Genomic DNA, 21,080 nt, shown 5'->3' on the forward strand with positions numbered 1-21,080 from the left:
GGTTACACAGCGTGTGACCTGGGCCTTTGTCGTCCGGCCGCGGGGGCGGCGCGGTGCTCAGTGGCGGCCCGAGAGGCGGTCTGCGAGGCGGGCCAGGCGGGCGGTTTCGGCGGAAGGTGCGGTGCGTTCGGTGCGGTCTGCTGCCCGGTATGTCGCGTACATCCCGTGGACGCCGAGCCACCGCAGGGGTTCCGGCTCCCATTTGCGGACCTTGTGGTTGACCCAGGGGAGGGTCGTCAGGTCGGTGGGGCCTGACTGGCCGGAGTCCTGCTGGACCAGGTCGCGGAGGGTGCGGGCGGCGAGGTTGGCGGTGGCGACGCCGGAGCCGACGTAGCCGCCTGCCCAGCCGAGTCCGGTCGTGCGGTCCAGGGTGACGGTCGCGCACCAGTCCCGGGGGACGCCGAGGACACCGGACCAGGCGTGGTCGATGCCCACCCCTGCCAGCTGCGGGAAGAAGCGGACGAGGATCTCGCGCAGGGCGTCGATCGTGGCGGGCTGCGTGCGGCCGTCGTTGTCCGTGCGGGAGCCGTAGCGGTACGGGACGCCGCGGCCGCCGAGCGCGATGCGGTCGTCGGCGGTGCGCTGGGCGTACATGTAGGCGTGGGCCATGTCGCCGAGGGTCTCGCGGCCCTCCCAGCCGAGCGACGACCAGACGTCGTCGGTCAGGGGCTCGGTCACGATCATGGAGGAGTTCATGGGGAGCCAGGTGCGGCGGTGGCCCTTGAGGGAGGCCGTGAAGCCCTCGGTGCAGCGCAGGACGTAGGGGGCGCGGACGGTGCCGTAGGGCGTGACCGCATGCTTGGGCTTGATCTCCGTGACGGGCGTGGATTCGTGGATCGTCACGCCCAGGGATTCCACGGCGGTGGCGAGGCCCTTGACGAGTTTGGCGGGGTGCAGGCGGGCGCCGTGCGGGGTCCAGGTGGAGGCGACGGCTCCGCTGACGCGGATGCGTTCGGCGGTGTCGCGGGCGCCGTAGAGCTCGCGGTCCTTCTCGCCGTACTCGAGTTCAGTGGCGTGGAAGGCCTTGAGGCGGGCCAGCTGGGCGGGGGTGTAGGCGACCTCGAGTACGCCGCCCTGGTGGATGTCGGCGTCGATGTTCTCCTCGGCCGCGACGCGGACGACCTCGGCGACCGTGTCGTTCATGGCCTGCTGGAGGCGTACGGCGGCGTCGTGGCCGTGGAGTTTCGCGTACCGGTCGCGGCCGGCGATGCCGTTGTAGAGCCAGCCGCCGTTGCGGCCGGAGGCGCCGTAGCCGCAGAACTTCTGTTCAAGGACGGTGATGCGTAGGAAGGGGGCCGCTTTTTTCAGGTAGTAGGCGGTCCACAGTCCGGTGTAGCCGCCGCCCACGATGACGACGTCGGCGGATGCGTCGCCGGGCAGGGGTTCGCGTGGGGTGGGGAGGCCTTCACTGGCGTACCAGAACGATATGCCGCCGTTGACGGTGTTCATGCGAGCGGACGGTAGCGCCTGCGGGGGCGCGCCGGGCAAGTGGGTGCGGGGATAAGCCGTGGCAGCGGATTGGGCGCGTCCCTAGGATCGCTGTGTGATCGAGGTACCGGACGAGCTCGTGGCCACGCAAACCAAGTTCAACGGTGTGGAGGGGCGGGCCTTCGTCGCGGCGCTGCCGACGCGGGCGGCGGAGTTCCTGGAGCGGTGGGCCCTGCGGATCGACGGCCCCGTGATGAACGGGATGTGCGCGCTGGTGCTGCCGGTGGTGCGCGAGGCGGACGGTTGCCAGGCGGTCCTCAAGCTGCAGTACCTGGACGAGGAGACCGTGGGGGAGCCGGTCGCGCTGCGGGTGTGGGGCGGCGACGGGGCCGTACGGCTGCTGGAGTGCGACGACGTCACGGGGACCCTGCTGCTCGAACGGCTCGACTCGGCGCGGATGTTGATGGCGGAGCCGGACTCCCGCAAGGCGGTGCTGGTCATCGCGGGGCTGCTGGCGCGGTTGACGGCGGTGCCTGCGCCCGAGGGGTTGCGGCGGCTCGGGGGCATCGCGGAACGGATGCTCGATCGGGTGTCGGGTGCGCTGCCGCGGGTGGCGGATCCGGCCGATCGGCGGCTGCTTGAGGACTGTGCGGCGGCGGTGCGCGAGGTGGCCGGTGAGCCTGGTGACCGGCTGCTGCACTGGGATCTGCACTACGAGAACGTGCTGGCCGCCGACCGGGAGCCCTGGCTCGCCATCGACCCGAAACCGCTCGCGGGCGATCCGGGGTTCGAGCTGTTCCCCGCGCTGGACAACCGTTTCGACGCCGACGAGGTGTGCTGGCGGTTCGACGCGATCACGGACGTGCTGGGGCTCGACCGGGAGCGGGCGCGGGCCTGGACGCTGGGACGGGTGCTGCAGAACTCGCTGTGGGAGATCGAGGAGGGACGCCCGCTCGTGCCGCATCACCTGGAAATCGGGCGGCGGCTGCGCGGCGGTCGCGGTTAGCCTGCGGCCATGATTCGTATCGCCGTACCCGCCGACGTTCCCGTCATCCACGCCATGATCCGCGAGCTCGCCGCCTACGAGAAGGCGTTGGACGAGGCCCGGGCCACCGAGGAGCAGCTGCACGAGGCGCTGTTCGGGGAGCGCCCGGCGGCTTTCGCGCACATCGCCGAGGACGACGCGACCGGGGAGCCGGTCGGTTTCGCGCTGTGGTTCCTGAACTTCTCGACGTGGCGCGGGGTGCACGGGATTTACCTGGAGGACCTGTACGTACGTCCGGACCGGCGCGGCGGCGGGCACGGCAAGGCGCTGCTGACGGAGCTGGCGCGGATCTGCGTGGAGCGCGGGTACGAGCGGCTGGAGTGGTCGGTGCTGGACTGGAACAAGCCGTCGATCGACTTCTACCGGGCGATGGGGGCGCTGCCGCAGGACGAGTGGACGGTGTACCGGCTGACGGACGAGGCGCTGGCGCGGTTGGGGGCGGCGGAGAAGCTTTGAGCAGCGGATGAGCCTGGCTCGCGGCTCAGGCGACTGACTCGGGCACGGGTGAGTCCGTGGGCGCCCGCCGTCCGGGTGCCTTCGCCGTGACCATCAGGGCCGCGGTCAGGCCCGCGAGCAGCATGAGACCCGCGGACCACCAGAGGGCGACCGTGTAGCCGTGAACGATGCCCTCACGGGCGATGTGCGCCTGCTGGGCGGGGTCGCGCAGGTGGTGGGCGGCGAGGTAGGCGGCGCTGCTCGTGGTGGCGATCGTGTTGAGCAGCGCGGTGCCGAGGGAGCCGCCGACCTGCTGCGCGGTGTTGACGGTCGCCGACGTGATCCCGGCGTCCTGCGGGGCGACCCCGGCCGTGGCGGTGGCGAACACCGGCGTGAAGGTGAGGCCCATACCGAGGCCCATCAGCACCATGGCGGGCAGGACGCGGGTGGCGTACTGCGCCTCGACGGTGAGCGTGGTGAGCAGGAGCGTGCCCGAGGCGGCGAGCAGCATGCCCGGGATCAGCAGCGCGCGTGGAGCCGTGCGCCGCAGCAGCCGGGCCGATATCTGGGTCGAGCCGGTGATGATCGCGGCGGTCAGGGGCAGGAAGGCCAGGCCTGTCCTGACGGGGGAGTACCCGAGGATGACCTGCAGGTAGTAAGACATGAAGAGGAAGATCCCGAAGAGGCCCGCGACGGCGAGGGCCATGGTGAGGAAGCAGCCGGCCCGGGTGCGGTCCTTGACGATGTGGGGCGGCAGAAGGGGGTGCGGTGCCCTGCTCTGCCACCACGCGAAGGCGGCGAGCAGCGCGGTTCCGCCGACGAGGAGGGCCAGGACGAGCGGGTCGGCCCAGCCGCGCGACTCGGCCTCGCCGACGCCGTAGACGAGGGAGACGAGGCCGCCGCAGCCCGTCACGACGCCGGGGACGTCGAGGCGTACGCCCCGGTGGCCCGGGCGGTCGCGGAGCAGCACGCAGGCGCCGACGACGGCGAGGGCCGCGATGGGGACGTTGACGTAGAGGCACCACCGCCAGTTCAGGTACTGGGTGAGCAGGCCGCCCGTGATCAGGCCGATCGCGGAGCCGCTGCCGGCGAGGGCGCCGTAGACCCCGAAGGCCTTGCCGCGCTCCTTCGGGGCGGTGAACGCCGTGGTGACCAGGGACAGCGCGGAGGGGGCGAGTACGGCGGCGAAGCAGCCCTGGAGGGCGCGGGCGCCGAAGAGCATGCCGGAGCTGACGGCGGCGCCGCCGAGCGCGGAGGCGCCCGCAAAGCCGATCAGGCCGATGACGAAGGTGCGTCTGCGACCGACCCGGTCGGCGATGCGGCCGCCGAGCAGCAGCAGTCCGCCGAAGGCGACGGTGTAGGCGGTGACGACCCACTGGCGGTTGCCGTCGGAGATGTGCAGGTCCCGCTGGGCGGAGGGGAGCGCGATGTTCACGATCGTCGCGTCGAGGACGACCATCAGCTGAGCGAGCGCGATGACGACCAGGCCCCACCAGCGGTGGGGGTCCGGTGGGGTGACAGGTTCACCTGTTCGGGCGCCGGTCACAGCAACAGAAGACCATGGATCGGGAGGGGGCGCATCCTTCGGGGGGCGGCGAGGCAGGGCTCCCGCGGCCGGGTGGCGGCAAGGCAGGGCTCCCCCGCGGCGCTGCCGCCTCACGGCTCCCCGGGACGCCGCCGCCTCACGGCGCCCCGCGGCGCCGCCGCTTCACGGCTCCAGGACGACCTTGCCGATCGTGGCGCGCGACTCCAGTGCCCGGTGTGCGGCCGCCGCTTCCGCGAGGGGGAAGCGGGTGACGGCCGGGGTGAGGCGGCCCGCCGCGGCCTCGGCGAGGGCGCGCAGCTCCAGAGTGCGTACGGGGTTGTCGCCGCCCGCCTTCTGCATCATCACCGGTCCCAGGACCTGCTCCGAGGTGATCCGGCGCTCGGCCAGCTCCTCATCGGTGAACGACAGGGCCGACCCGTCGCGCAGGCCCTGCCCCGACCAGCCGAAGACGACGTGCTTGCCGCCCGGGCCGAGCAGATCGACGGCCGCGCGGGCCGCGTCGCCGCCCACGCCGTCGAAGACGACCGTCGCGGTGCGGTCGCCGAGGTAGGCGCGGACATGCTCCGGCCACGCGGGATCCTTGTAGTCGACGGCGAGGTCGGCGCCGCCCGCGCGCACCCGGGCGACCTTCTCGGGGCCGCCCGCGAGTCCGATCACGGTGGCCCCGGCATGCCGCGCGTACTGCACGAGCAGCGTGCCGATGCCGCCCGCCGCGGCCGGGACGATGGCCACCGAGGCGGGGGTGAGCTCGGCGAACTGCAGGATCCCCATCGTCGTACGACCCGTGCCGATCATGGCGACGGCCTGGGCGAAATCGAGGTTCTCCGGGATCTCGTGCAGTCGGCCGGCGTCGGTGACGGCCAGCTCCGCGTAGCCTCCGGGGGCGAAGCCGAGGTGGGTGACGACGCGCTTGCCGAGCCAGGCATCGGACACGCCGTCGCCGAGCGCCTCGACCGTGCCTGCGACCTCGCGGCCGGGGATCGTGGGCAGCACCGGCAGCTCGGGCAGAGGGCCCTGGAGGCCCTCGCGGATCGCGGTGTCGAGCAGGTGTACGCCGGCCGCGGCGACGGCGATGCGCACCTGGCCCGGGCCCGGTTCGGGGTCGTCGGTCTTCTCGTACGTGAGGTTCTCGGCCGGGCCGAAGGCGTGCAGGCGGACGGCGTGCATGACGGGCTCCTCGATCGTTGCCGCGGGTGGTCCCTGGGGTGCCGGGTGCCGGCACGCGCCGACCGGGTGCCGGCACGCGTCCACTGTTCAACCTCAAGCATGGTTGAGGTCAATGGGTGTGGTTGAGGTCGATGGGCGTGCTGCGGGTGTGCTGCCGCGTCCTGCCGCGAGGGCCAGCGTGGCCGCCGTGATCGCGCTGTTGAAGGAGACCTCGGAGAGCACGCCGGGCGCGGCGACCTGGTCGCCGGCGAGGTAGACGCCGTCGCCTCGGTCCACTGCGGGCCGGTCGCGCCAGGTGGTGCCGGGCCGGTCGACCGCTCCCGTACGGCCGTGTGCGACGGACTCGCGGCGCCAGACGGCGCGTTCGCGCCAGCCGGGGAAGCCCAGATCGAGCAGGCGCTCGGCGCGTGCAACGCCGTCGGCCTTCGACTCGGCCGGCGAGATGGGGATCTGCCCCTGGATGAGCTGCTGTCCGTGCGGGGCGAGGGTGCGGTCCTGCGCGGTGAACCGTTCGATCCAGCCCGGCGCGTCGAGGTCGGAGACGGCGAAGGCGTCGCCGCGGCGGGTGCGTACGGCCAGGTCGATGAGGGTGGTGCGGCCGCTGTCCCAGGTGAGCGAGGGGTCGCCGATGAGCCTGCGGGCGGCGTCGAGGGACGTCGCGACGATGACGGGCGTGTCGGTGGGGAGCGTGTCGACGCGGGCCAGCGTCTCCATCCGTACGCCCAGGTTCCACGCGCGGGCGGCCATCCGGTCGATGACGTTCGCCCAGCCGCCGCGTGGGTAGTGCGCCTCGGGCGGCAGCTTGGCGGCGCGGCGCAGCCGCTCGTGCACGAAGGCGGCCGAGAGCGAGCCGGGGTCGTGGTGGAAGAGCGCGACGGCCGTGTAGTTGGCGGCCGCACGGGCGCCCGCCTCGCCGACGTGCGCTGTGGCCCAGGTGAGGAAGTCGGTGTCCACGGGCGTGTGTTCGGGCTTGCGGCGCCCGAGCTTGAGGAGCGCCAGAGGCGGTACGCGGCGGAGGGCGCCGTCGAGGTGCAGGCGCAGCCGGGAGCCTTCGAGGAGCGGGACCGGGGCGAGCGGGCCGATGAGGTCGCGCTGTGTGAGCCAGGTCCAGTGGGGGCCGCCGCTGTAGAGGGCGTGCGGGCCCTCGTTCGTCCGGTACGGTCCCTCGGCGGTGCGGGCGCGGCCGCCGAGGGTGTGGTGCGCCTCGTACAGGGTCACCTTGGCGCCTGCCTCGGCGGCGGTGATGGCCGCGGTGAGTCCGGCGAAGCCGCCGCCGACGACGGTGATGCGGTGCATGGCTGGGGTCCCCTCTGTTCCGGTGGGCGTTGCCGTCTCCTCTGAGGACTGGTCGAGGGGCCGCAGATGTGACATCCGGCCCGAAGCTGTCAGATCCGGTGTGCGGGCGCGGCGTCGGCCGTTGTCAGTGGCGGGGTGCAGCATGGGGGCCATGGCGCGGAAAGCGGTGACGAAGGCGGGGGTGGGCCCGGTGGCGAATGCGGTGAAGGCAGTGGTGAAGAGGGCGCGGAGGCCCGAGGTGCGGCTGCCGCCGCTCGTCCCGCACGCGGGCGGCGAGCTCGAGCCGGACGGGGACTACGACGGCGTGGAGTTCCGCGAGCTGGACCTCGCGGGCCAGGACGGTGGCGGTGCCCGGTTCCTGGACTGCGCGCTGACCGGCTGCGGACTGGACGAGACGCGGCTGCACCGCGCGCGTTTCATCGACGCCGTCCTGTCGGGCATACGGGGAGTGGGCACCGATCTCGCGGAGGCGACGCTGCGGGATGTGGAGGTCACGGACGCTCGGCTGGGCGGTGTGCAGCTGCACGGGAGCGTGCTGGAGAGGGTGCTCGTCCGCGGCGGGAAGATCGACTATCTGAATCTGCGGAAGGCGCGCCTGAAGGACGTCGTCTTCGAGGGATGCGTGCTGGTCGAGCCGGACTTCGGCGGGGCGCGGCTGGAGCGGGTCGAGTTCAGGGACTGCGCGCTGAAGGGAGCGGATTTCAACGCGGCGACGATGACCGACGTCGATCTGCGGTCGGCGGCGGAGCTGGACATCGCGCGGGGCGTCGACCGCCTGGCGGGGGCGGTCATCAGCCCGACCCAACTGCTCGACCTGGCACCGGCGTTCGCGGCGCAGATCGGGGTGAGGGTGGTGGCGCCCGGCGACGAGTAACTCCGCCGCTGCGGGCAATCGTGCCGCTGGGGCGATGGGGGTACCTCCCATGCCCTTAAGGCAATGGGGGAGGGTGGGCGCAGCGGCAACCCCGACGGCGGGTAACGCCTTGGTCTCGGGCGCGGGCGAGCCGACCAAGGTGCTGACCGGGTTCGGCGGCGGCGAGCCGCACGGTGCAGCCGCCGCGGATGCGTCCGCAGCCTTCAGACGCGGGGAAAGCGCGCCTGGAGCGTCCAGATCGCGGGGTTCTCCGCCAGGTCCTCGTGCATGTCCGTCAGATCGGCGATCAGGTCGTGCAGGAAGTCGCGGGCCTCCCGGCGCAGTTCGGAGTGCGAGAACGTCAGGGGCGGCTCGTCGCCCGGCATCCAGTCGGCCTCGATGTCGACCCAGCCGAAGCGGCGCTCGAAGAGCATGCGGTCGGTCGACTCGGTGAAGTCGAGCTCGGCGTACTGCGGCCTGGCGGCGCGGCTGCCGGCCGGATCGCGGTCGAGCTGCTCGGTGATGTCGCAGAGTGCCCAGGCGAAGTCGAGCACCGGCACCCATCCCCAGGCTGTGGACAGCTCCCGGTCCGTCTCCGTGTCGGCGAGGTAGACGTCGCCGCAGAAGAGGTCGTGGCGCAGGGAGTGGACGTCCGCGCGGCGGTAGTCCGTCTGCGGGGGGTCGGGGAAGCGGTTGGAGAGGGCGTAGCCGATGTCGAGCACGAGGCGATGGTGTCATGGGCGGTGCGGGCGGACGCCTTCGGAGGCCCTGACCTGCAGACCTTCGGAGTCCTGGCTGCAGAAATGTCACAGCAACCTGCAGAAATGTCACCGCACACGCGTGGGCGCCCGCCGCCTTCGCAGCACGCGGGCCGCCACTCGGACAAATGCCGCCTGCAGGCGCAAAGTCCCATACGATCACCAGGTGGAACGTCGTCGTCTGGCTCGTCTGGCTCGTCTGGCTCGTATGGCGAACGCGGCCGTGCCCGCGGTCGCCGCCGTCGCCCTCGCCCTGAGCGCCTGCAGCCTGAGCGCCTGCAGCCCTGGCGTCGAGCGCACCGCGGGCGCTGCAGGCCTGCACGACCCGTACTTCCCGAAGATGGGCAACGGCGGCTACGACGTCACCCACTACGACCTGAAGATCGACTACGATCCCGCATCCCGTCGGCTCACCGGCGAGACCGAGATCACGGCACGCGCCACACAGGCTCTCAGCGCGTTCAACCTCGACCTGAGAGGGCTGAGCGTCGAGGCCGTCACCGTCGACGGCACCGACGCCCGCGTCGACCGCGCCGGCCAGGAGCTGACCGTCCGGCCGCCCGGCACGCTCGCCGAAGGCGACACGTTCCGTACCGTCGTCCGCTACTCCGGCATCCCGGGGACCATCACCGACCCGGACGGATCCCGCGAGGGCTGGCTGCCCACCGCGGACGGCGCACTGGCGCTGGGCGAGCCGACGGGCTCCATGGCGTGGTTCCCCGGCAACCACCACCCCTCCGACAAGGCGGCGTACGACGTGCAGGTCACCGTCCCCGAGGGCCTACAGGCCGTGTCCAACGGCGAGTTGAGGCGCGAGCAGACGCAGAACGGCCGGACCACCTTCACCTGGCACACCCCCGAGCCGATGGCGAGCTATGTGGCGACGGTCGCCATCGGCACATTCGACATGAATCGGTACGAGACGAAGGCGGACGGCGACGGCGAGAACGGCGAGAACGGCAAGAGCGGCAAGGGGCTGCCCGTCCTCACCGCCGTCGACCCGGCCCAGGCCGACCAGAGCGAGAAGCCCCTCGACGAGATCCCCGACGTCCTCGCTTGGGCGGAGGAGAACTTCGGTCCCTACCCCTTCTCCACGTCGGGAGCGATCATCGAGCGGCCCGGTGACGCGGACTACGCCCTGGAGACCGCGACCCGTCCGGTCTTCCCCGGCGCGCCCGAGACGGACCTCCTCGTCCACGAGGTGGCGCACGAATGGTTCGGGAACTCGGTGACACCGAAGTCCTGGCAGGACATGTGGCTGAACGAGGGCTTCGCGACCTACGCCGAGTGGCTGTGGCAGGAGGACCACGGCGGCGACAGCGCTCAGCAGACCTTCGACGCGCTGTACCGGGGCGGCCACGGCGATGCCGCGCCCGAGAACGATGCGGAGGAGGGGACGGAGGACAAGACCGAGGACCAGGCAGAGACCGAGGCCATCTGGTCCTTCGCGCCTGCCGATCCGCCGAGCGCCGCAGAGATCTCCGACGTCACGGTCTATCTGCGCGGCGCCATGGTCCTCCACAAGATCCGTCAGACGGTGGGCGACGACACCTTCCACGACATCCTCAAGGGCTGGACGGTCGCACACCGCCACGGCAACGCGAACACCGCGGACTTCACGGCGTACGTGGAGAAGAAGGCGCCCGGCAAGGACTTCACCGGGATCTGGGACGACTGGCTGTACGGGAAGGGAAAGCCGGACCACGCGTGAGCCGGCTCGACGCGCGGCGTGGCCTCTGCGTCACAGCGTCTTGCGCAGCACCGCGCAGGGGCGGCCCAGTTGCAGGTCCTTACGGCGGCCGATGACGTCGTATCCGAGTGCCGTCCAGAAGCGGAGCCCGTTGGGATTGCTGTCGAGTACCGCGAGGCGCACAGCGGCGCGGCCGGCCTGCCGAAAGCGGTCTTCCACGAGTGCCGCGAGCCGGCGCCCGTAACCCCTGCGGTGCCGGCGGGCGTCCACCATCAGCAGACCGATCCAGGGATCTGGGTCGGCCGGGTCGGGGTGGTGCGCAAGCGTGATGGCGAGCCCGACGAGCCGGCCGTCGCTGCGGGCGAGCAGGACCTCGGCGTCGGGATGCGCCATCTCCTCGGCCAGCGCGGCTGCCACCTGTTCGGGCCGGATGTCGTCCGGATCGGGGAAGTCGCCGCTGAGCGCGAAGAACTCCCGGTTGGACGCGTAGAGCCCGGCGAGCTCGGTGAGGAGCTCGCCGGGCTCTACGGGCATGCCCTGGCCGGCCGGCGCGAGAGGTTCGAGGATCATGCGGCGCAGGCTAACCACCCACGCCCCTCGGACCTCTCACGGGATCGGGCACCTCCAACAGGAGGCCGGCCGGAAGGCCGGTCCCAGGCGTGAAGGCCGGCCTCACCGGTCCCAGGCGTGAAGGCCGATGTCAGACGTTGACACCGAAGTCCTGGGCGATGCCCACCAGGCCCGAGGCATAGCCCTGGCCGACCGCGCGGAACTTCCACTCGGCGCCGTTGCGGTACAGCTCGCCGAAGACCATCGCCGTCTCCGTGGCCGCGTCCTCGCTCAGGTCGTAGCGGGCGATCTCGGTGCCGCCGGCCTGGTTGATGATGCGGATGTAGGCGTTGCGGACCTGGCCGAAGTTCTGGCTGCGGGACTCGGCGTCGTAGATGGAGACCGGGAAGACGACCTTGTCGATGTCGGCCGGCAGGGCGGCCAGGTTGACGTTGATGGCCTCGTCGTCGCCCGCGCCCTCGCCCGTGCGGTTGTCGCCGGTGTGGACGATGGTCTGGTCCGGCGTCTGCTTGTTGTTGAAGAAGACGAAGTGGGCGTCCGAGTAGACCTTGCCCTGCTGGTTCACCGCGATCGCCGACGCGTCCAGGTCGAAGTCGGTGCCGGTGGTGCTCCGGACGTCCCAGCCGAGGCCCACCGTGACGGCGGTCAGGCCCGGTGCCTCCTTGGTCAGCGAGACGTTGCCGCCCTTGGACAGGCTTACAGCCATGGGAAGTCCCTTCCTGGTTCTGTTCGTTTCGTTCCGCATGCGGGCTTCGTACTGGGGACGAAGCTACCGTCACCCCTATGAACGTCGCGGGAGGACCAGGAGGTTCCAGCTCTCTTTACTTTCTTTACCGAAGCCCTCGGGTGGCCTAGCGGGCCTCGGAAAAACGGGTGACGGCAGGCGGATGCGCGCGGGACCATGGAACTCATGTCCGGTCCCTATCCCATCCGTGGTTCGGTCCTCCTGCCCGAGGCCGAGCTGATGTGGCGTTTCTCGCGGTCGTCCGGGCCGGGCGGGCAGCACGTCAACACCAGTGACTCCCAGGTGGAACTGCGCTTCGACCTGGCCGGGACGGAGTCCCTGCCGCCCGTGTGGAAGCAGCGGGCCCTGGAGCGGCTGGCCGGCCGCCTCGTCGACGGGGTCGTCTCCGTACGCGCCTCGGAGCACCGTTCGCAGTGGCGCAACCGGGAGGCCGCGGCCGTGCGCCTCGCCTCGCTGCTCGCGGAGGCGACGGCTCCGCCGCCCAAGCCGCGGCGGCCCACCCGTATCCCCCGCGGGATCAACGAGCGGCGGCTCAGGGAGAAGAAGCGCCGCGGCGAGACCAAGCAGGGACGCTCCGGACGCGGCTGGACTTAGCAGACGGCCGGGCCGCAGCGGCAAGCCGCAGAGACAAGCGGGCGCGCCGTCACCCCAACTGCCGGTACCGCCCGCGGAAATACGTCAACGGCCCCCCGTCCGCGCTCGGCACCGTCGCCGTCAGGACGCGGCCGATGACCAGCGTGTGATCGCCCGCGGAAACGCGCTGTTCCGTGCGGCACTCGAGGGTGGCGAGCGCCCCGCCCACCAGCAGGGCGCCGGACGCCTCACCGCGTACGTACGGAATGTCCTCGAACAGCAGGCGGTCGCTGACGCGGCCCTTCATGGCGAAGCGGCCCGCGATGTGGCGCTGGCTCTCGGAGAGGATCGAGACCGCCCACAGCGGCTGTTCGGCGAGCAGGTCGTCCATACGGGAGCCCTCGCGCAGGCTGATCAGGACCAGGGGCGGGTCCAGGGACACCGACATGAAGGCCGTCGCGGTCATGCCGACGTCGTCGCCGCGGGGCCCCTCCGGGTCGAGCGCCGGTTCGTGCGCGGTCACCAGCACCACACCCGAGGCCAGCCGGGACATGGCAGCGCGGAACTCGTCCTCACTCACCCCCTCAGCATGCCCGCCGCCGTGAGCCAGGTGCGGGACGGGCGGGACGGGCGGGGCGGAGGGCGTAGCGGGTGCCTCGGGGGCCGGGGGTACAGGCGCCGCGGAGGGGAGGGAGGGTGTGTTCAGCACAGTGCTGAACGCTAACCGCGGGCCACGCCGCCCACATCGGACCAGGGTCGCAACCGGGGACTAGGGCCGAAGGCCGACACCCGGCGGCTGATCGCGCCCGTTCGCAGCAGCCGCCCAGCCGCCCAGCCGCCCAGCCGTCCAGCCGTCCAGCCGCCCAGCCGCCCAGCCGCCGTGCCCGTCCAGCCGCCCCGCCCCTCGCGATTTGCGTTCAATAACACTACACCGCGCCTCACGTCGAGCGCGACGCGCTGTCGTCATTGGTCTCCACCTCCTGTGACTTGAGTCACAGGAGCCATATTTTGTTGACCCTGTGTACCGAGTGGACAGCTCGCTGTGATTCAGTGGCGGAGGGACGCTGCACAAAGTACGCCGATGACATTTCTGGAGTTGCTGTCGAGGTCTCGGGGAGAGCGAGCATGGAGACCGAGTCGGAGCCGTACGTCCGTCTTGCGACCCTGCGGCAGCTGCATCGGGTGATGGCGGACATGAACACGGCGCGCAGCCTGGCCGACACGCTGCAGACCGTCGCCGACGGTGTCGTGAACGGCCTCGGATACGAGCTCGCCGCCGTGAACCTCGTGCGTCCGGACGGCGACCTCGTCGTGGCCGCCTTCGCGGGCAACGCCGCCGCCGATGCGCTCATGACCGGCCGCGTCGGCTCCCGCACCTCCTGGGAGCGCCGCCTGACCATGGGCGAGGCCTGGGGCGACCTGCGCTTCATCCCGTACACCGAGGGCTGGGTCCTCGACGACGACGACGTGCCCCAGTGGCTCACCGACGGTCCCGAGCCGCGCTTCGACGACGAGTGGCACCCGCGCGACCGCCTCTTCGCGCCCATGTACGCGACGGGCGGCGCCGGTGGGGAACTGCTCGGCGTGCTCTCCGTGGACCGGCCGCGCAACGGCCGCCGGCCGGGCGCCTGGGGCCGCGAAGCGCTGCAGATGTACGCGTTCCACGCCGCCATTGCAATCAGCAACGCCCGGCTGCGCGCAAACATGCAGCGCGCCCTGGTCCGCCTCGAGCGCGAGCAGCAGGCCCTGCGCGCCAGTGAGGAATCATTTCGGCAGGCCTTCGAGTACGCACCGAGCGGCATGGCCATCGCCGAGATGGGCGGTGACCAGCACGGACGCATCCTGCGGACCAACGACGCGCTCTGCCGGCTGCTCGGGCGGCCCGCGTCCGCGCTGCGCCGCTACTCGTTCTCCGATCTGGTCCACCCTGAGGACATCGGCACGCTGCTGCGCACCTCCGCCGAGGGCGGCCGTGCCGAGCTGCGGTTCGCCCGGCGCGACGGCACGTACGTCTGGGTGTCCCTGCGCAACTCCGTCGTCGCGGACACCGCCGACGGGCCGCGCTTCCTGCTCACCCACGTCGAGGACATCGAGGAGCGCAAGCGCCGCGAGCTGCAGCTGGCTCACCGGGCCAGCCACGACTCGCTCACCGGGCTGCCCAACAGCGCCGAGCTGCGCACCCGGCTCAGCGCCCGGCTGTGCAGCCGCCCCCAGCACGTCGCTCCCGGCCCGGTGGCGGCGCTCGACGCGGCGTACGGCGGTTCCGCGACGCGCGTCGACATGGCGTACGAGGCCGGATACGACACGGGGTACGACGCGGACGGGCACGGCTTCGACTTCGGGCAGGGCGCCGACCCGGTCGGTGGGGCATTCGGCGCGTACGACCACCATGTGCACACCGTCGCGCCGAGCGGTATGGACGACGGGACGAAGGGGCTCGCCGTCCTCTTCTGCGACCTCGACGGCTTCAAGTCGATCAACGACCGCTTCGGGCACCACACGGGTGACGCGGTGCTCATCGAGGTCGCACGGCGGCTGACCAGCGGCGTCCGGGACGGGGACACGGTCGCGCGGCTCGGCGGCGACGAGTTCGTGGTGCTCGCCGACGGACTGGGCCTGGCCGATGCGCAGGACCTCGCCGTGCGGCTGCGGAACGCGATCATCCCGCCGATCCGCGTGGACGGCCGCGCGGTCCGGGTCGGTGCCAGTTTCGGCATCGGATGGGCACAGTGCGGCATGTCCACGGACGACGTCTTGAAATCAGCTGACGAGCGGATGTACGACGAGAAACGGTCTCGTCCCAAACAGCACCGTCGTGCCGGCTGAACCGCAGGTCAGCGTGGTGGTGAGGCGTAGACCACCCTTTCGCGCGCCCCGGAGCCGGTAGGCTCGCGGAGTCCGCTGACTGCACGTGGTGAGGAGTGACCAAGGGATGACGCCCGGCAACAACGGCGCGAGCACGCCCGAGGACGACGACCCGTTCGGCTACCTCTACGCCGACGGTCAGGCGTCCGGGGCCACTCCACCGACGGGTGGCGGGGGCTACGGATACCCGGGTTCCCGCTCCTCGTACAACCAGGTCCGCGCGGTCGGCGAACGGCAGTACGGGCAGCAGACGCAGCAGGGCGCCTACGGGCAGGTCCCGCAGCAGTCGCCGTACGGCCAGCAGAACGCCCACTACGCGGCGCCCGAGACGCTGCCGGGCGGCGCGCCCACGACGCAGTACCAGCCGGCGCCGGACCACTCCGGCCGCGGCGGCCGTGGGCGCGGCCCCAACACCAAGGGCCTGCTCATAGGCGCTGTCGCCGTGGTCGCCGCCGTCGTCATCGGCATCGGTGTCGCAGTGCTCACGGGCGACGACCCCAAGGACGGCGGGGACGCCAAGGCGGGGGCGGCGCCGACGGCGAGCCAGTCGGCCGAGCCGAGTCAGTCGGCGACCGAGAACGCCGCCGAGCCGGCCGAGCTGCCCGAGGCGGACGCCAAGGCGCTGAAGCTGGACGGCGGCGCCGTCACCGACTCCCAGATCAAGGGGGCCGAGGCCGGCAGCGGGGTGTACGTGACGGGGCTCAACACGGTCGGCGCCCAGGTCACCTGGACGGTCAACGGCATCCCCAAGAACGGCACGTACACGCTCTTCGTGGGCTACAGCGTCCCCGGCGAAGCCGCCAAGATGACGCTCACCGTCAACGGCAACGAGTTCGGCTCCAAGCTCAACATGGGCAACTTCGCGGGCGCCCCCAAGGGCGACTGGGAGAAGGGCTGGACGCAGACCTACGCGTATCCCAGCCTCACCAAGGGCACCAACACGATCACGATCTCCTGCCAGGCGGGCGACCAGTGCAACGCTCTGCTCGACCGGGTGTGGCTGAAGGCCGGGAAGGTCAAGAAGTAGTCCACGGGCCCGGGCAGGCGGGCGATGGCGCTCAGGCGGCCGTCGCCCGCTCCGGCGCTCAGGCCGCCGTCGCCCGCTCCGTGACCGCGACCCGCGGCAGCAGCTCCTCGTATGCCGCGCGGTCGAACTCGCCCGCCACCGGCGCCCGTACCGTCGCCGCGGACAGGGCCGCAGCCCGGGCCAGCCGGTCCGGCCAGGGAAGATGCTCGACGAGGCCCGACAGCAGACCCGCGACCGCCGAGTCCCCGGCGCCCGTCGGATTGCCCGTGACGCGCCCGGGCGGCGTAGCGCGCCAGTGGCCCTCCGGGGCGACCGCGAGCAGCCCCTCGGCGCCCAGCGAGGCGACGACGGCGCGCGCCCCGCGGCGCCGCACGTCCCGGGTCGCCTGCACCGGCTCGTGGGAGCCCGTCAGTTCGGCCAGCTCGTCGGCGTTGGGCTTGACGAAGTCCGGGCGGGCCGCGATACCGCGGCGCAGCGGCTCCCCGCTGGTGTCGAGGAGTACGGGCACGGAGGCGGCGCGAGCGGCCCGGACGAGGTGCGCATACGCGCCGACGGGCACCCCGGGCGGCAGGCTGCCGCACAGGGCCACGGCCGACGACGACCGCAGCAGGTCCTCGTACGCCTCCAGGAAGGCGCTCCACTCGGCGGGGGCTATGACCGGCCCCGGCTCGTTGAGCTGAGTCGTGTCACCGGTCGCGGTGTCGACGACGGCAACGGTGCGGCGGGGGGCGCCGGCGACCGGTATGAGCGCGTCGTTGATGCCCGGGACGGTGGTCAGCGTCTCCTGCAGGGCCCGGCCGGTGCCGCCGCCCGCGAAGCCGGTGACCGTCACGGAATGCCCCAGTGCCGCCAGCACGCGTGCCACGTTCAGGCCCTTGCCGCCCGGCCGTTCGGTCACCTCGGTGACCCGGTGCGAGGCGTGGGGGCGCAGGGACGGGACGCGGTAGGTGATGTCGAGGGCGGTGTTCAGCGTGACCGTGAGGATCACCTGGACCTCCCCCGAGAAGTGACGTGGGACAACATGCCTGAAGAGCCGTGGAACAACATGCCTGACGAACCGTGACGTGCCTGGATGAACGGGAGAACCGGCCTGCCGGCTTGCAGAATGCGCTTGCCGTCTGCCGGGCCTGATCATGCCAAAGCGGCGGCGGTCAGCCCAGGGTTCCGGGCCAACCGCCGTGAGTTCGTTATCCGTTGAACCAGCTGAAACGTAGAAAACAGGTCACCGTGCGAAGGGCCTTCCCACGTGAGGGGGAGGGTCAGCCCAGCCGGGGTTCCACGACCCATGAGCCCTTGCGCATCACGCCCTTGAGCTCGAAGTCCGCGTCCAGCACCACCAGGTCCGCGTCCTTGCCGGGCTCCAGCGAGCCGACCCGGTCGTAGACGCCCAGCAGCTTCGCCGGGTTGGCGGAGATGGCCTGCACGACCTCCTCGACCGGCAGCCGGTCGACGGTCGTCGCGCGCTTGAACGCCCGGTCCAGGGTCAGGGTCGAGCCCGCGATCGAGCCGCCCTCGACGAGCCGCGCGACACCGTCACGCACCTCGACCTCCAGCGGGCCGAGCAGGTACGTCCCGTCGCCGAACCCGGCCGCGTCCATCGCGTCCGTGATGAAGGCGACCCGTGAGGCGCCCGCCCGGTGGAAGGCCAGCTCCAGCGCGGCCGGATGCAGATGCGTGCCGTCGTTGATCAGCTCGACCGTGATCCGCTCGTCCTCCAGGAGCGCGGCGACCGGGCCCGGCGCGCGATGGCCGAGCCCGGGCATCGCGTTGAACAGGTGCGTGGCGACGGTGGCACCGGCGTCGATGGCCTCCACGGTCTGCTCGTACGTCGCGTCCGTGTGCCCGACGGCCGCGATCACGCCGAGCTCGGCGAGCAGCCGTACGGAGTCGATGCCGCCCGGCAGTTCGGGTGCGAGCGTGACCATGCGGGCCTGGCCGCGCGCCGCGTCGACCAGCTTGCGGACCTCCGCGGGCTCCGGATCGCGCAGCAGTGCCTCGGAGTGGGCGCCCTTGCGGCACGGCGAGATGAACGGGCCCTCGAAGTGGATGCCGGCGATGTCGCCCTGCTCGGCCAGCTCGGACAGCAGCCCGGCGCGCTGGGTCAGGAAGTCCGTCTCGCCGGTGACGGTGGAGGCGACGAGCGTGGTCGTGCCGTGCTCGCGGTGCGTCCGGACGCCCTGGAGGATCTCCTCGACCGTGCCGTTCGTGAAGGAGGCGCCCCCTCCGCCGTGGTTGTGGATGTCGACGAAGCCGGGGACCAGCCAGTGGCCTGTCAGGTCGAGAGCCGGGGCGTCGTGCGGCGCCCCTGCTCCGATGCGCGTGCCGTCGACGACCACGCGGCCGCCGTCCACGATCCCCGTGGGCAGCACCACCCGGGCACCGGCGAGGACGGTGGCAGGCGCTCCGCGTGAGGTCCGGTGCACACTCTGCGGGTCGTGAAGGGCTGATCGCGCAGTTCCCCGCGCCCCTGACGGCGCGCCATCGTCCACTCGATTCAGCGCCTCGCGCTCAGTGGCCATCAGGTCGTTACCTCCGAAGGGGGCGTAGGGATCGGTGACTGGGGCGTAGGTGTCGGTGAGGGGTCGTTCTCGGGGTCGGTCTCGGGGTCGGTCTCGGTGGTGCCGAGCAGGTCCCGGGCGAGCAGGCCGGCGCCCAGGCAGCCGGCGCTGTCTCCGAGGGCGGCCGGGACGATGGAGGGCAGCTTCTGGAACGTGACGCGCTGTTCGACGGCGGCCCGCAGGGGCGTGAACAGCGTTTCCCCGGCCCCGGCGAGACCGCCGCCGATGATCAGGGTGCGCGGGTCCAGCAGGGTGAGCGCGGTGACGAGCCCGTCGGCGAGTGCGTCGACGGCGCCCTGCCAGACGGCCGCGGCCCTCGGATCCCCGGATTCCACGGCCTTCGCGCAGTCCGCGGCGTCCGCATCCGGGTCCCCGCAGGCCCCCGCCCACGCCTCCCCTACGGCGGAAGCCGAGGCCAGCCGCTCCAGACAGCCGTGCTGCCCGCAGGGGCACGGCATGCCGCCGGGCCGTACGACGATGTGGCCGATCTCGCCCGCGAAGCCGTGCGCGCCCGCCTCGACCACGCCGTCGATACCGATGGCCCCGGCGATACCGGTGCCCAGCGCGACGAAGAGGAACCGGTCGGTGCCCCTGCCCGCGCCGATCCGTCCCTCGGCGAGTCCTCCCGTGCGCACATCGTGGCCGAGGGCGACGGGCACCCCGCCGAGCCGGCTGCTGAGCAGGTCGCGCAGGGGCACGTCGCGCCACCCGAGGTTCGCGGCGTACGCCGCGACGCCCCGCTGTGCGTCGACGATGCCCGGGACGGCGACGCCCGCGGCCGCGGCGGGCTCGCCGAAGTGCTCCTCGCCGTGGGCGCTCAGCTCGGCGGCGAAGCCGAGGATCGTCTCGACGACGGCGTCGGCGCCGCGCTCGCGGCCGGTCGCCCGGCGCGCACGGTGCAGGACCGCGCCGTCCACCCCTATGAGGGCGGCTTTCATCCCGGTGCCGCCCACGTCGAGGGCGATGACATGTCTCACGGGAACAGTCTCGCCCGTAGACCCATGAGAGGTCTAGTCCAGTTGCGTGGGTCTAGTCCACCTGACTGGTCATCGGATGCCCGTGGGGACGCTTCCGAAGGCGGACCTCATTGGTGTAGACCTCACCCGCGGCGCTACGGAACACTCGCTCATGAAAAGCTGACACAGGTGCCACGCCAGTCACACAGGCCAGTCACACAGGACACGAATGGCACTTACGGAACATATGAAACACAAGGGTGGGAAACGACGGTGCAGCGACGCTCTCGGGGTCTGATCGCGGCAGCGGCCGCACTGGGCATGACGGCGTCGCTCGCGGCCTGCGGCACGTCAGAAGGAAGCAGTGACGTCACGCTCACGCTCGTGGCCGCCGACTACGGCGACTCGGCGGCGAACAGCTCCCAGAAGTACTGGGACAAGCTCGTCAAGGCGTTCGAGGCCAAGAACCCCGGCATCAAGGTCAAGGTCAGCGTCTACTCCTGGAGCGACGTCGACCGCAAGGTCAAGGACATGGTCGCCAAGGGCCAGGCGCCCGACATGGCGCAGATCGGCGCCTACGCCGACTACGCCGCGGACGGCAAGCTCTACAGCGCTCCCGAGCTGCTCTCCATACCCGTCGAGGCCGACTTTCTGCCGCAGCTCAGCGAGGCCGGCGAGGTCGACCGCATCCAGTACGGCATGCCCTTCGCCGCCTCCACCCGGCTGCTCTTCTACAACAAGACGCTCTTCGAGGACGCGGGCCTCACCCCGCCGAAGACCTGGGCCGAACTGCAGGACGCCGCCCGCGTGCTCAAGTCCCGCGGCGTGAAGATCCCCTACGCCCTGCCCCTCGGCCCGGAGGAGGCCCAGGCCGAGACGATGATGTGGCTGCTGAGCGGCGGCGCCGGCTACACCGACAACGTCGGCACGTACGACATCGACTCGACCGAGAACATCAGGACCTTCGACTGGCTGCGGGACGAACTCGTCGGCGAGGGCCTCACGGGCTCGACCCCGCCCGGCGAGCTCAACCGCGCACATGCCTTCGCGGCCTTCACGCGCGGTGACGTCGGCATGCTCAACGGCCACCCCACGCTGATGCAGATGGCCGCCAAGAAGGGCGTGAAGTTCGGCATGGTGCCGATGCCCGGGATCAACGGCCAGGCCAAGGCCGCCATGGGTGTCGCCGACTGGATGATGGCCTTCAAGCAGAACGGCCACGCCAAGCAGATCGGCACGTTCCTCGACTACGTGTACTCCGAGAAGAACGTGCTCGCCTTCTCCCATGAGTACGACCTGCTGCCCGTCACCACGTCCGCGTCCGACGCGATGTCCGAGGACAAGGACGACCGGCAGCTCGCCGAATTCCTGGAGGAGCTGCCGAACTCGGAGCTCTACCCTGTTGGCAAGACATCCTGGGCCCAGGTCAGCGCCGACATCAAGCAGCAGATAGGCAAGGCCGTCACCGAGAACGGCAACCCGGCGTCGATCCTGGGGCAGCTTCAGCGGGAGGCGGCGGCCGAGGAGAACGCGGGGTAGCGCTCCGCTGGGGTGCCGCGGCGATGGGC

The 21,080-nt window shown here is 71.6% G+C and carries 19 protein-coding genes; 8 read left to right on the top strand and 11 right to left on the bottom strand.

Annotated features, from left to right (window positions below; all coding sequences use genetic code 11):
- Positions 1 to 57 precede the first annotated feature (57 nt).
- Positions 58 to 1,449, bottom strand: a complete 1,392-nt coding sequence (locus STSP_RS04185) for an NAD(P)/FAD-dependent oxidoreductase (protein WP_067272165.1) — start codon at positions 1,447 to 1,449, stop codon at positions 58 to 60.
- A gap of 94 nt (positions 1,450 to 1,543) precedes the next feature.
- On the opposite strand from STSP_RS04185, the gene STSP_RS04190 reads away from it, so the two are divergent.
- On the top strand, positions 1,544 to 2,434 hold the full coding sequence (locus STSP_RS04190; protein WP_067272173.1) for an aminoglycoside phosphotransferase family protein: 891 nt from the start codon (positions 1,544 to 1,546) through the stop codon (positions 2,432 to 2,434).
- 9 nt (positions 2,435 to 2,443) lie between these two features.
- Positions 2,444 to 2,929: a GNAT family N-acetyltransferase gene (locus STSP_RS04195; protein WP_067272175.1), complete on the top strand. Its 486-nt coding sequence runs from the start codon at positions 2,444 to 2,446 to the stop codon at positions 2,927 to 2,929.
- 25 nt (positions 2,930 to 2,954) lie between these two features.
- Here the strand turns inward: STSP_RS04195 and STSP_RS04200 are convergent, their stop codons facing one another.
- The 3 genes from STSP_RS04200 to STSP_RS04210 all read right to left on the bottom strand — a co-directional run bounded on the left by STSP_RS04200 (position 2,955) and on the right by STSP_RS04210 (position 6,917).
- Entirely contained in the window at positions 2,955 to 4,454 is a 1,500-nt protein-coding gene (locus STSP_RS04200; RefSeq protein ID WP_067272177.1) for an MFS transporter, read from the bottom strand.
- 162 nt (positions 4,455 to 4,616) lie between these two features.
- Positions 4,617 to 5,621, bottom strand: a complete 1,005-nt coding sequence (locus tag STSP_RS04205) for a zinc-binding dehydrogenase (RefSeq protein ID WP_067272178.1) — start codon at positions 5,619 to 5,621, stop codon at positions 4,617 to 4,619.
- A gap of 93 nt (positions 5,622 to 5,714) precedes the next feature.
- On the bottom strand, positions 5,715 to 6,917 hold the full coding sequence (locus STSP_RS04210) for an NAD(P)-binding protein (protein WP_067272180.1): 1,203 nt from the start codon (positions 6,915 to 6,917) through the stop codon (positions 5,715 to 5,717).
- A 151-nt stretch (positions 6,918 to 7,068) separates the two neighbouring features.
- Between STSP_RS04210 and STSP_RS04215 the strand changes: the two genes are divergently transcribed.
- On the top strand, positions 7,069 to 7,791 hold the full coding sequence (locus STSP_RS04215) for a pentapeptide repeat-containing protein (RefSeq protein WP_078066875.1): 723 nt from the start codon (positions 7,069 to 7,071) through the stop codon (positions 7,789 to 7,791).
- Positions 7,792 to 7,994: 203 nt separating this feature from the next.
- On the opposite strand, the gene STSP_RS04220 is transcribed toward STSP_RS04215, so the two are convergent.
- Positions 7,995 to 8,492 (bottom strand): hypothetical protein, encoded by a 498-nt coding sequence (locus STSP_RS04220; protein WP_067272181.1) that lies wholly within the window; start codon positions 8,490 to 8,492, stop codon positions 7,995 to 7,997.
- A gap of 244 nt (positions 8,493 to 8,736) precedes the next feature.
- Here STSP_RS04220 and STSP_RS04225 point away from each other — a divergent pair, with 244 nt between their 5' ends.
- Positions 8,737 to 10,239 carry a M1 family metallopeptidase gene (locus STSP_RS04225; protein ID WP_067272183.1) on the top strand — a complete coding sequence of 501 codons (1,503 nt, stop codon included), beginning with the start codon at positions 8,737 to 8,739 and terminating at the stop codon, positions 10,237 to 10,239.
- A 30-nt stretch (positions 10,240 to 10,269) separates the two neighbouring features.
- On the opposite strand, the gene STSP_RS04230 is transcribed toward STSP_RS04225, so the two are convergent.
- Positions 10,270 to 10,788 carry a GNAT family N-acetyltransferase gene (locus STSP_RS04230; RefSeq protein ID WP_067272185.1) on the bottom strand — a complete coding sequence of 173 codons (519 nt, stop codon included), beginning with the start codon at positions 10,786 to 10,788 and terminating at the stop codon, positions 10,270 to 10,272.
- A 130-nt stretch (positions 10,789 to 10,918) separates the two neighbouring features.
- Complete coding sequence (locus STSP_RS04235) at positions 10,919 to 11,494, bottom strand: TerD family protein (RefSeq protein ID WP_067272187.1); 576 nt, start codon at positions 11,492 to 11,494, stop codon at positions 10,919 to 10,921.
- Positions 11,495 to 11,689: 195 nt separating this feature from the next.
- On the opposite strand from STSP_RS04235, the gene arfB reads away from it, so the two are divergent.
- The gene (gene arfB, locus STSP_RS04240; protein WP_078066876.1) at positions 11,690 to 12,127 is read left to right on the top strand and encodes an alternative ribosome rescue aminoacyl-tRNA hydrolase ArfB; all 438 of its coding nucleotides are present in this window, start codon (positions 11,690 to 11,692) and stop codon (positions 12,125 to 12,127) included.
- 49 nt (positions 12,128 to 12,176) lie between these two features.
- Here the strand turns inward: arfB and STSP_RS04245 are convergent, their stop codons facing one another.
- A complete protein-coding gene (locus STSP_RS04245) occupies positions 12,177 to 12,686 on the bottom strand; it encodes a flavin reductase family protein (RefSeq protein ID WP_067272192.1) in 510 nt (169 codons plus the stop codon).
- A gap of 545 nt (positions 12,687 to 13,231) precedes the next feature.
- Here STSP_RS04245 and cdgB point away from each other — a divergent pair.
- Positions 13,232 to 14,932: a diguanylate cyclase CdgB gene (gene cdgB / locus STSP_RS04250; RefSeq protein ID WP_067272201.1), complete on the top strand. Its 1,701-nt coding sequence runs from the start codon at positions 13,232 to 13,234 to the stop codon at positions 14,930 to 14,932.
- A 106-nt stretch (positions 14,933 to 15,038) separates the two neighbouring features.
- Entirely contained in the window at positions 15,039 to 15,998 is a 960-nt protein-coding gene (locus STSP_RS04255; RefSeq protein WP_067272203.1) for a carbohydrate-binding protein, read from the top strand.
- A gap of 58 nt (positions 15,999 to 16,056) precedes the next feature.
- Here STSP_RS04255 and STSP_RS04260 read toward each other — a convergent pair whose 3' ends face one another.
- From STSP_RS04260 to STSP_RS04270, 3 genes are all read right to left on the bottom strand, one after another.
- Positions 16,057 to 16,986: a 1-phosphofructokinase gene (locus STSP_RS04260; protein ID WP_067272205.1), complete on the bottom strand. Its 930-nt coding sequence runs from the start codon at positions 16,984 to 16,986 to the stop codon at positions 16,057 to 16,059.
- Positions 16,987 to 17,257: 271 nt separating this feature from the next.
- On the bottom strand, positions 17,258 to 18,517 hold the full coding sequence (nagA, locus tag STSP_RS04265; protein WP_078066878.1) for an N-acetylglucosamine-6-phosphate deacetylase: 1,260 nt from the start codon (positions 18,515 to 18,517) through the stop codon (positions 17,258 to 17,260).
- A complete protein-coding gene (locus STSP_RS04270; RefSeq protein ID WP_078066879.1) occupies positions 18,517 to 19,533 on the bottom strand; it encodes an ROK family protein in 1,017 nt (338 codons plus the stop codon). Before STSP_RS04270 ends, nagA begins: the two co-directional genes overlap by 1 nt.
- 252 nt (positions 19,534 to 19,785) lie before the next feature.
- Here STSP_RS04270 and STSP_RS04275 point away from each other — a divergent pair, with 252 nt between their 5' ends.
- Positions 19,786 to 21,051, top strand: a complete 1,266-nt coding sequence (locus tag STSP_RS04275; RefSeq protein ID WP_456300502.1) for an ABC transporter substrate-binding protein — start codon at positions 19,786 to 19,788, stop codon at positions 21,049 to 21,051.
- The last annotated feature ends 29 nt before the right edge of the window (positions 21,052 to 21,080 follow it).

The organism is Streptomyces jeddahensis, from assembly GCF_001642995.1.
Taxonomy (GTDB): Bacteria; Actinomycetota; Actinomycetes; order Streptomycetales; family Streptomycetaceae; genus Streptomyces; species Streptomyces jeddahensis.

Excerpts from the sequence above, each read along its gene's own strand:
- STSP_RS04205 (WP_067272178.1), bottom strand. The coding sequence starts at position 5,621 with ATGCACGCCGTCCGCCTGCACGCCTTCGGCCCGGCCGAGAACCTCACG.
- nagA (WP_078066878.1), bottom strand. The coding sequence starts at position 18,517 with ATGGCCACTGAGCGCGAGGCGCTGAATCGAGTGGACGATGGCGCGCCG.
- STSP_RS04235 (WP_067272187.1), bottom strand. The coding sequence starts at position 11,494 with ATGGCTGTAAGCCTGTCCAAGGGCGGCAACGTCTCGCTGACCAAGGAG.
- cdgB (WP_067272201.1), top strand. The coding sequence starts at position 13,232 with ATGGAGACCGAGTCGGAGCCGTACGTCCGTCTTGCGACCCTGCGGCAG.
- arfB (WP_078066876.1), top strand. The coding sequence starts at position 11,690 with ATGGAACTCATGTCCGGTCCCTATCCCATCCGTGGTTCGGTCCTCCTG.
- STSP_RS04255 (WP_067272203.1), top strand. The coding sequence starts at position 15,039 with ATGACGCCCGGCAACAACGGCGCGAGCACGCCCGAGGACGACGACCCG.
- STSP_RS04215 (WP_078066875.1), top strand. The coding sequence starts at position 7,069 with ATGGCGCGGAAAGCGGTGACGAAGGCGGGGGTGGGCCCGGTGGCGAAT.
- STSP_RS04225 (WP_067272183.1), top strand. The coding sequence starts at position 8,737 with ATGGCGAACGCGGCCGTGCCCGCGGTCGCCGCCGTCGCCCTCGCCCTG.
- STSP_RS04210 (WP_067272180.1), bottom strand. The coding sequence starts at position 6,917 with ATGCACCGCATCACCGTCGTCGGCGGCGGCTTCGCCGGACTCACCGCG.
- STSP_RS04185 (WP_067272165.1), bottom strand. The coding sequence starts at position 1,449 with ATGAACACCGTCAACGGCGGCATATCGTTCTGGTACGCCAGTGAAGGC.
- STSP_RS04230 (WP_067272185.1), bottom strand. The coding sequence starts at position 10,788 with ATGATCCTCGAACCTCTCGCGCCGGCCGGCCAGGGCATGCCCGTAGAG.
- STSP_RS04195 (WP_067272175.1), top strand. The coding sequence starts at position 2,444 with ATGATTCGTATCGCCGTACCCGCCGACGTTCCCGTCATCCACGCCATG.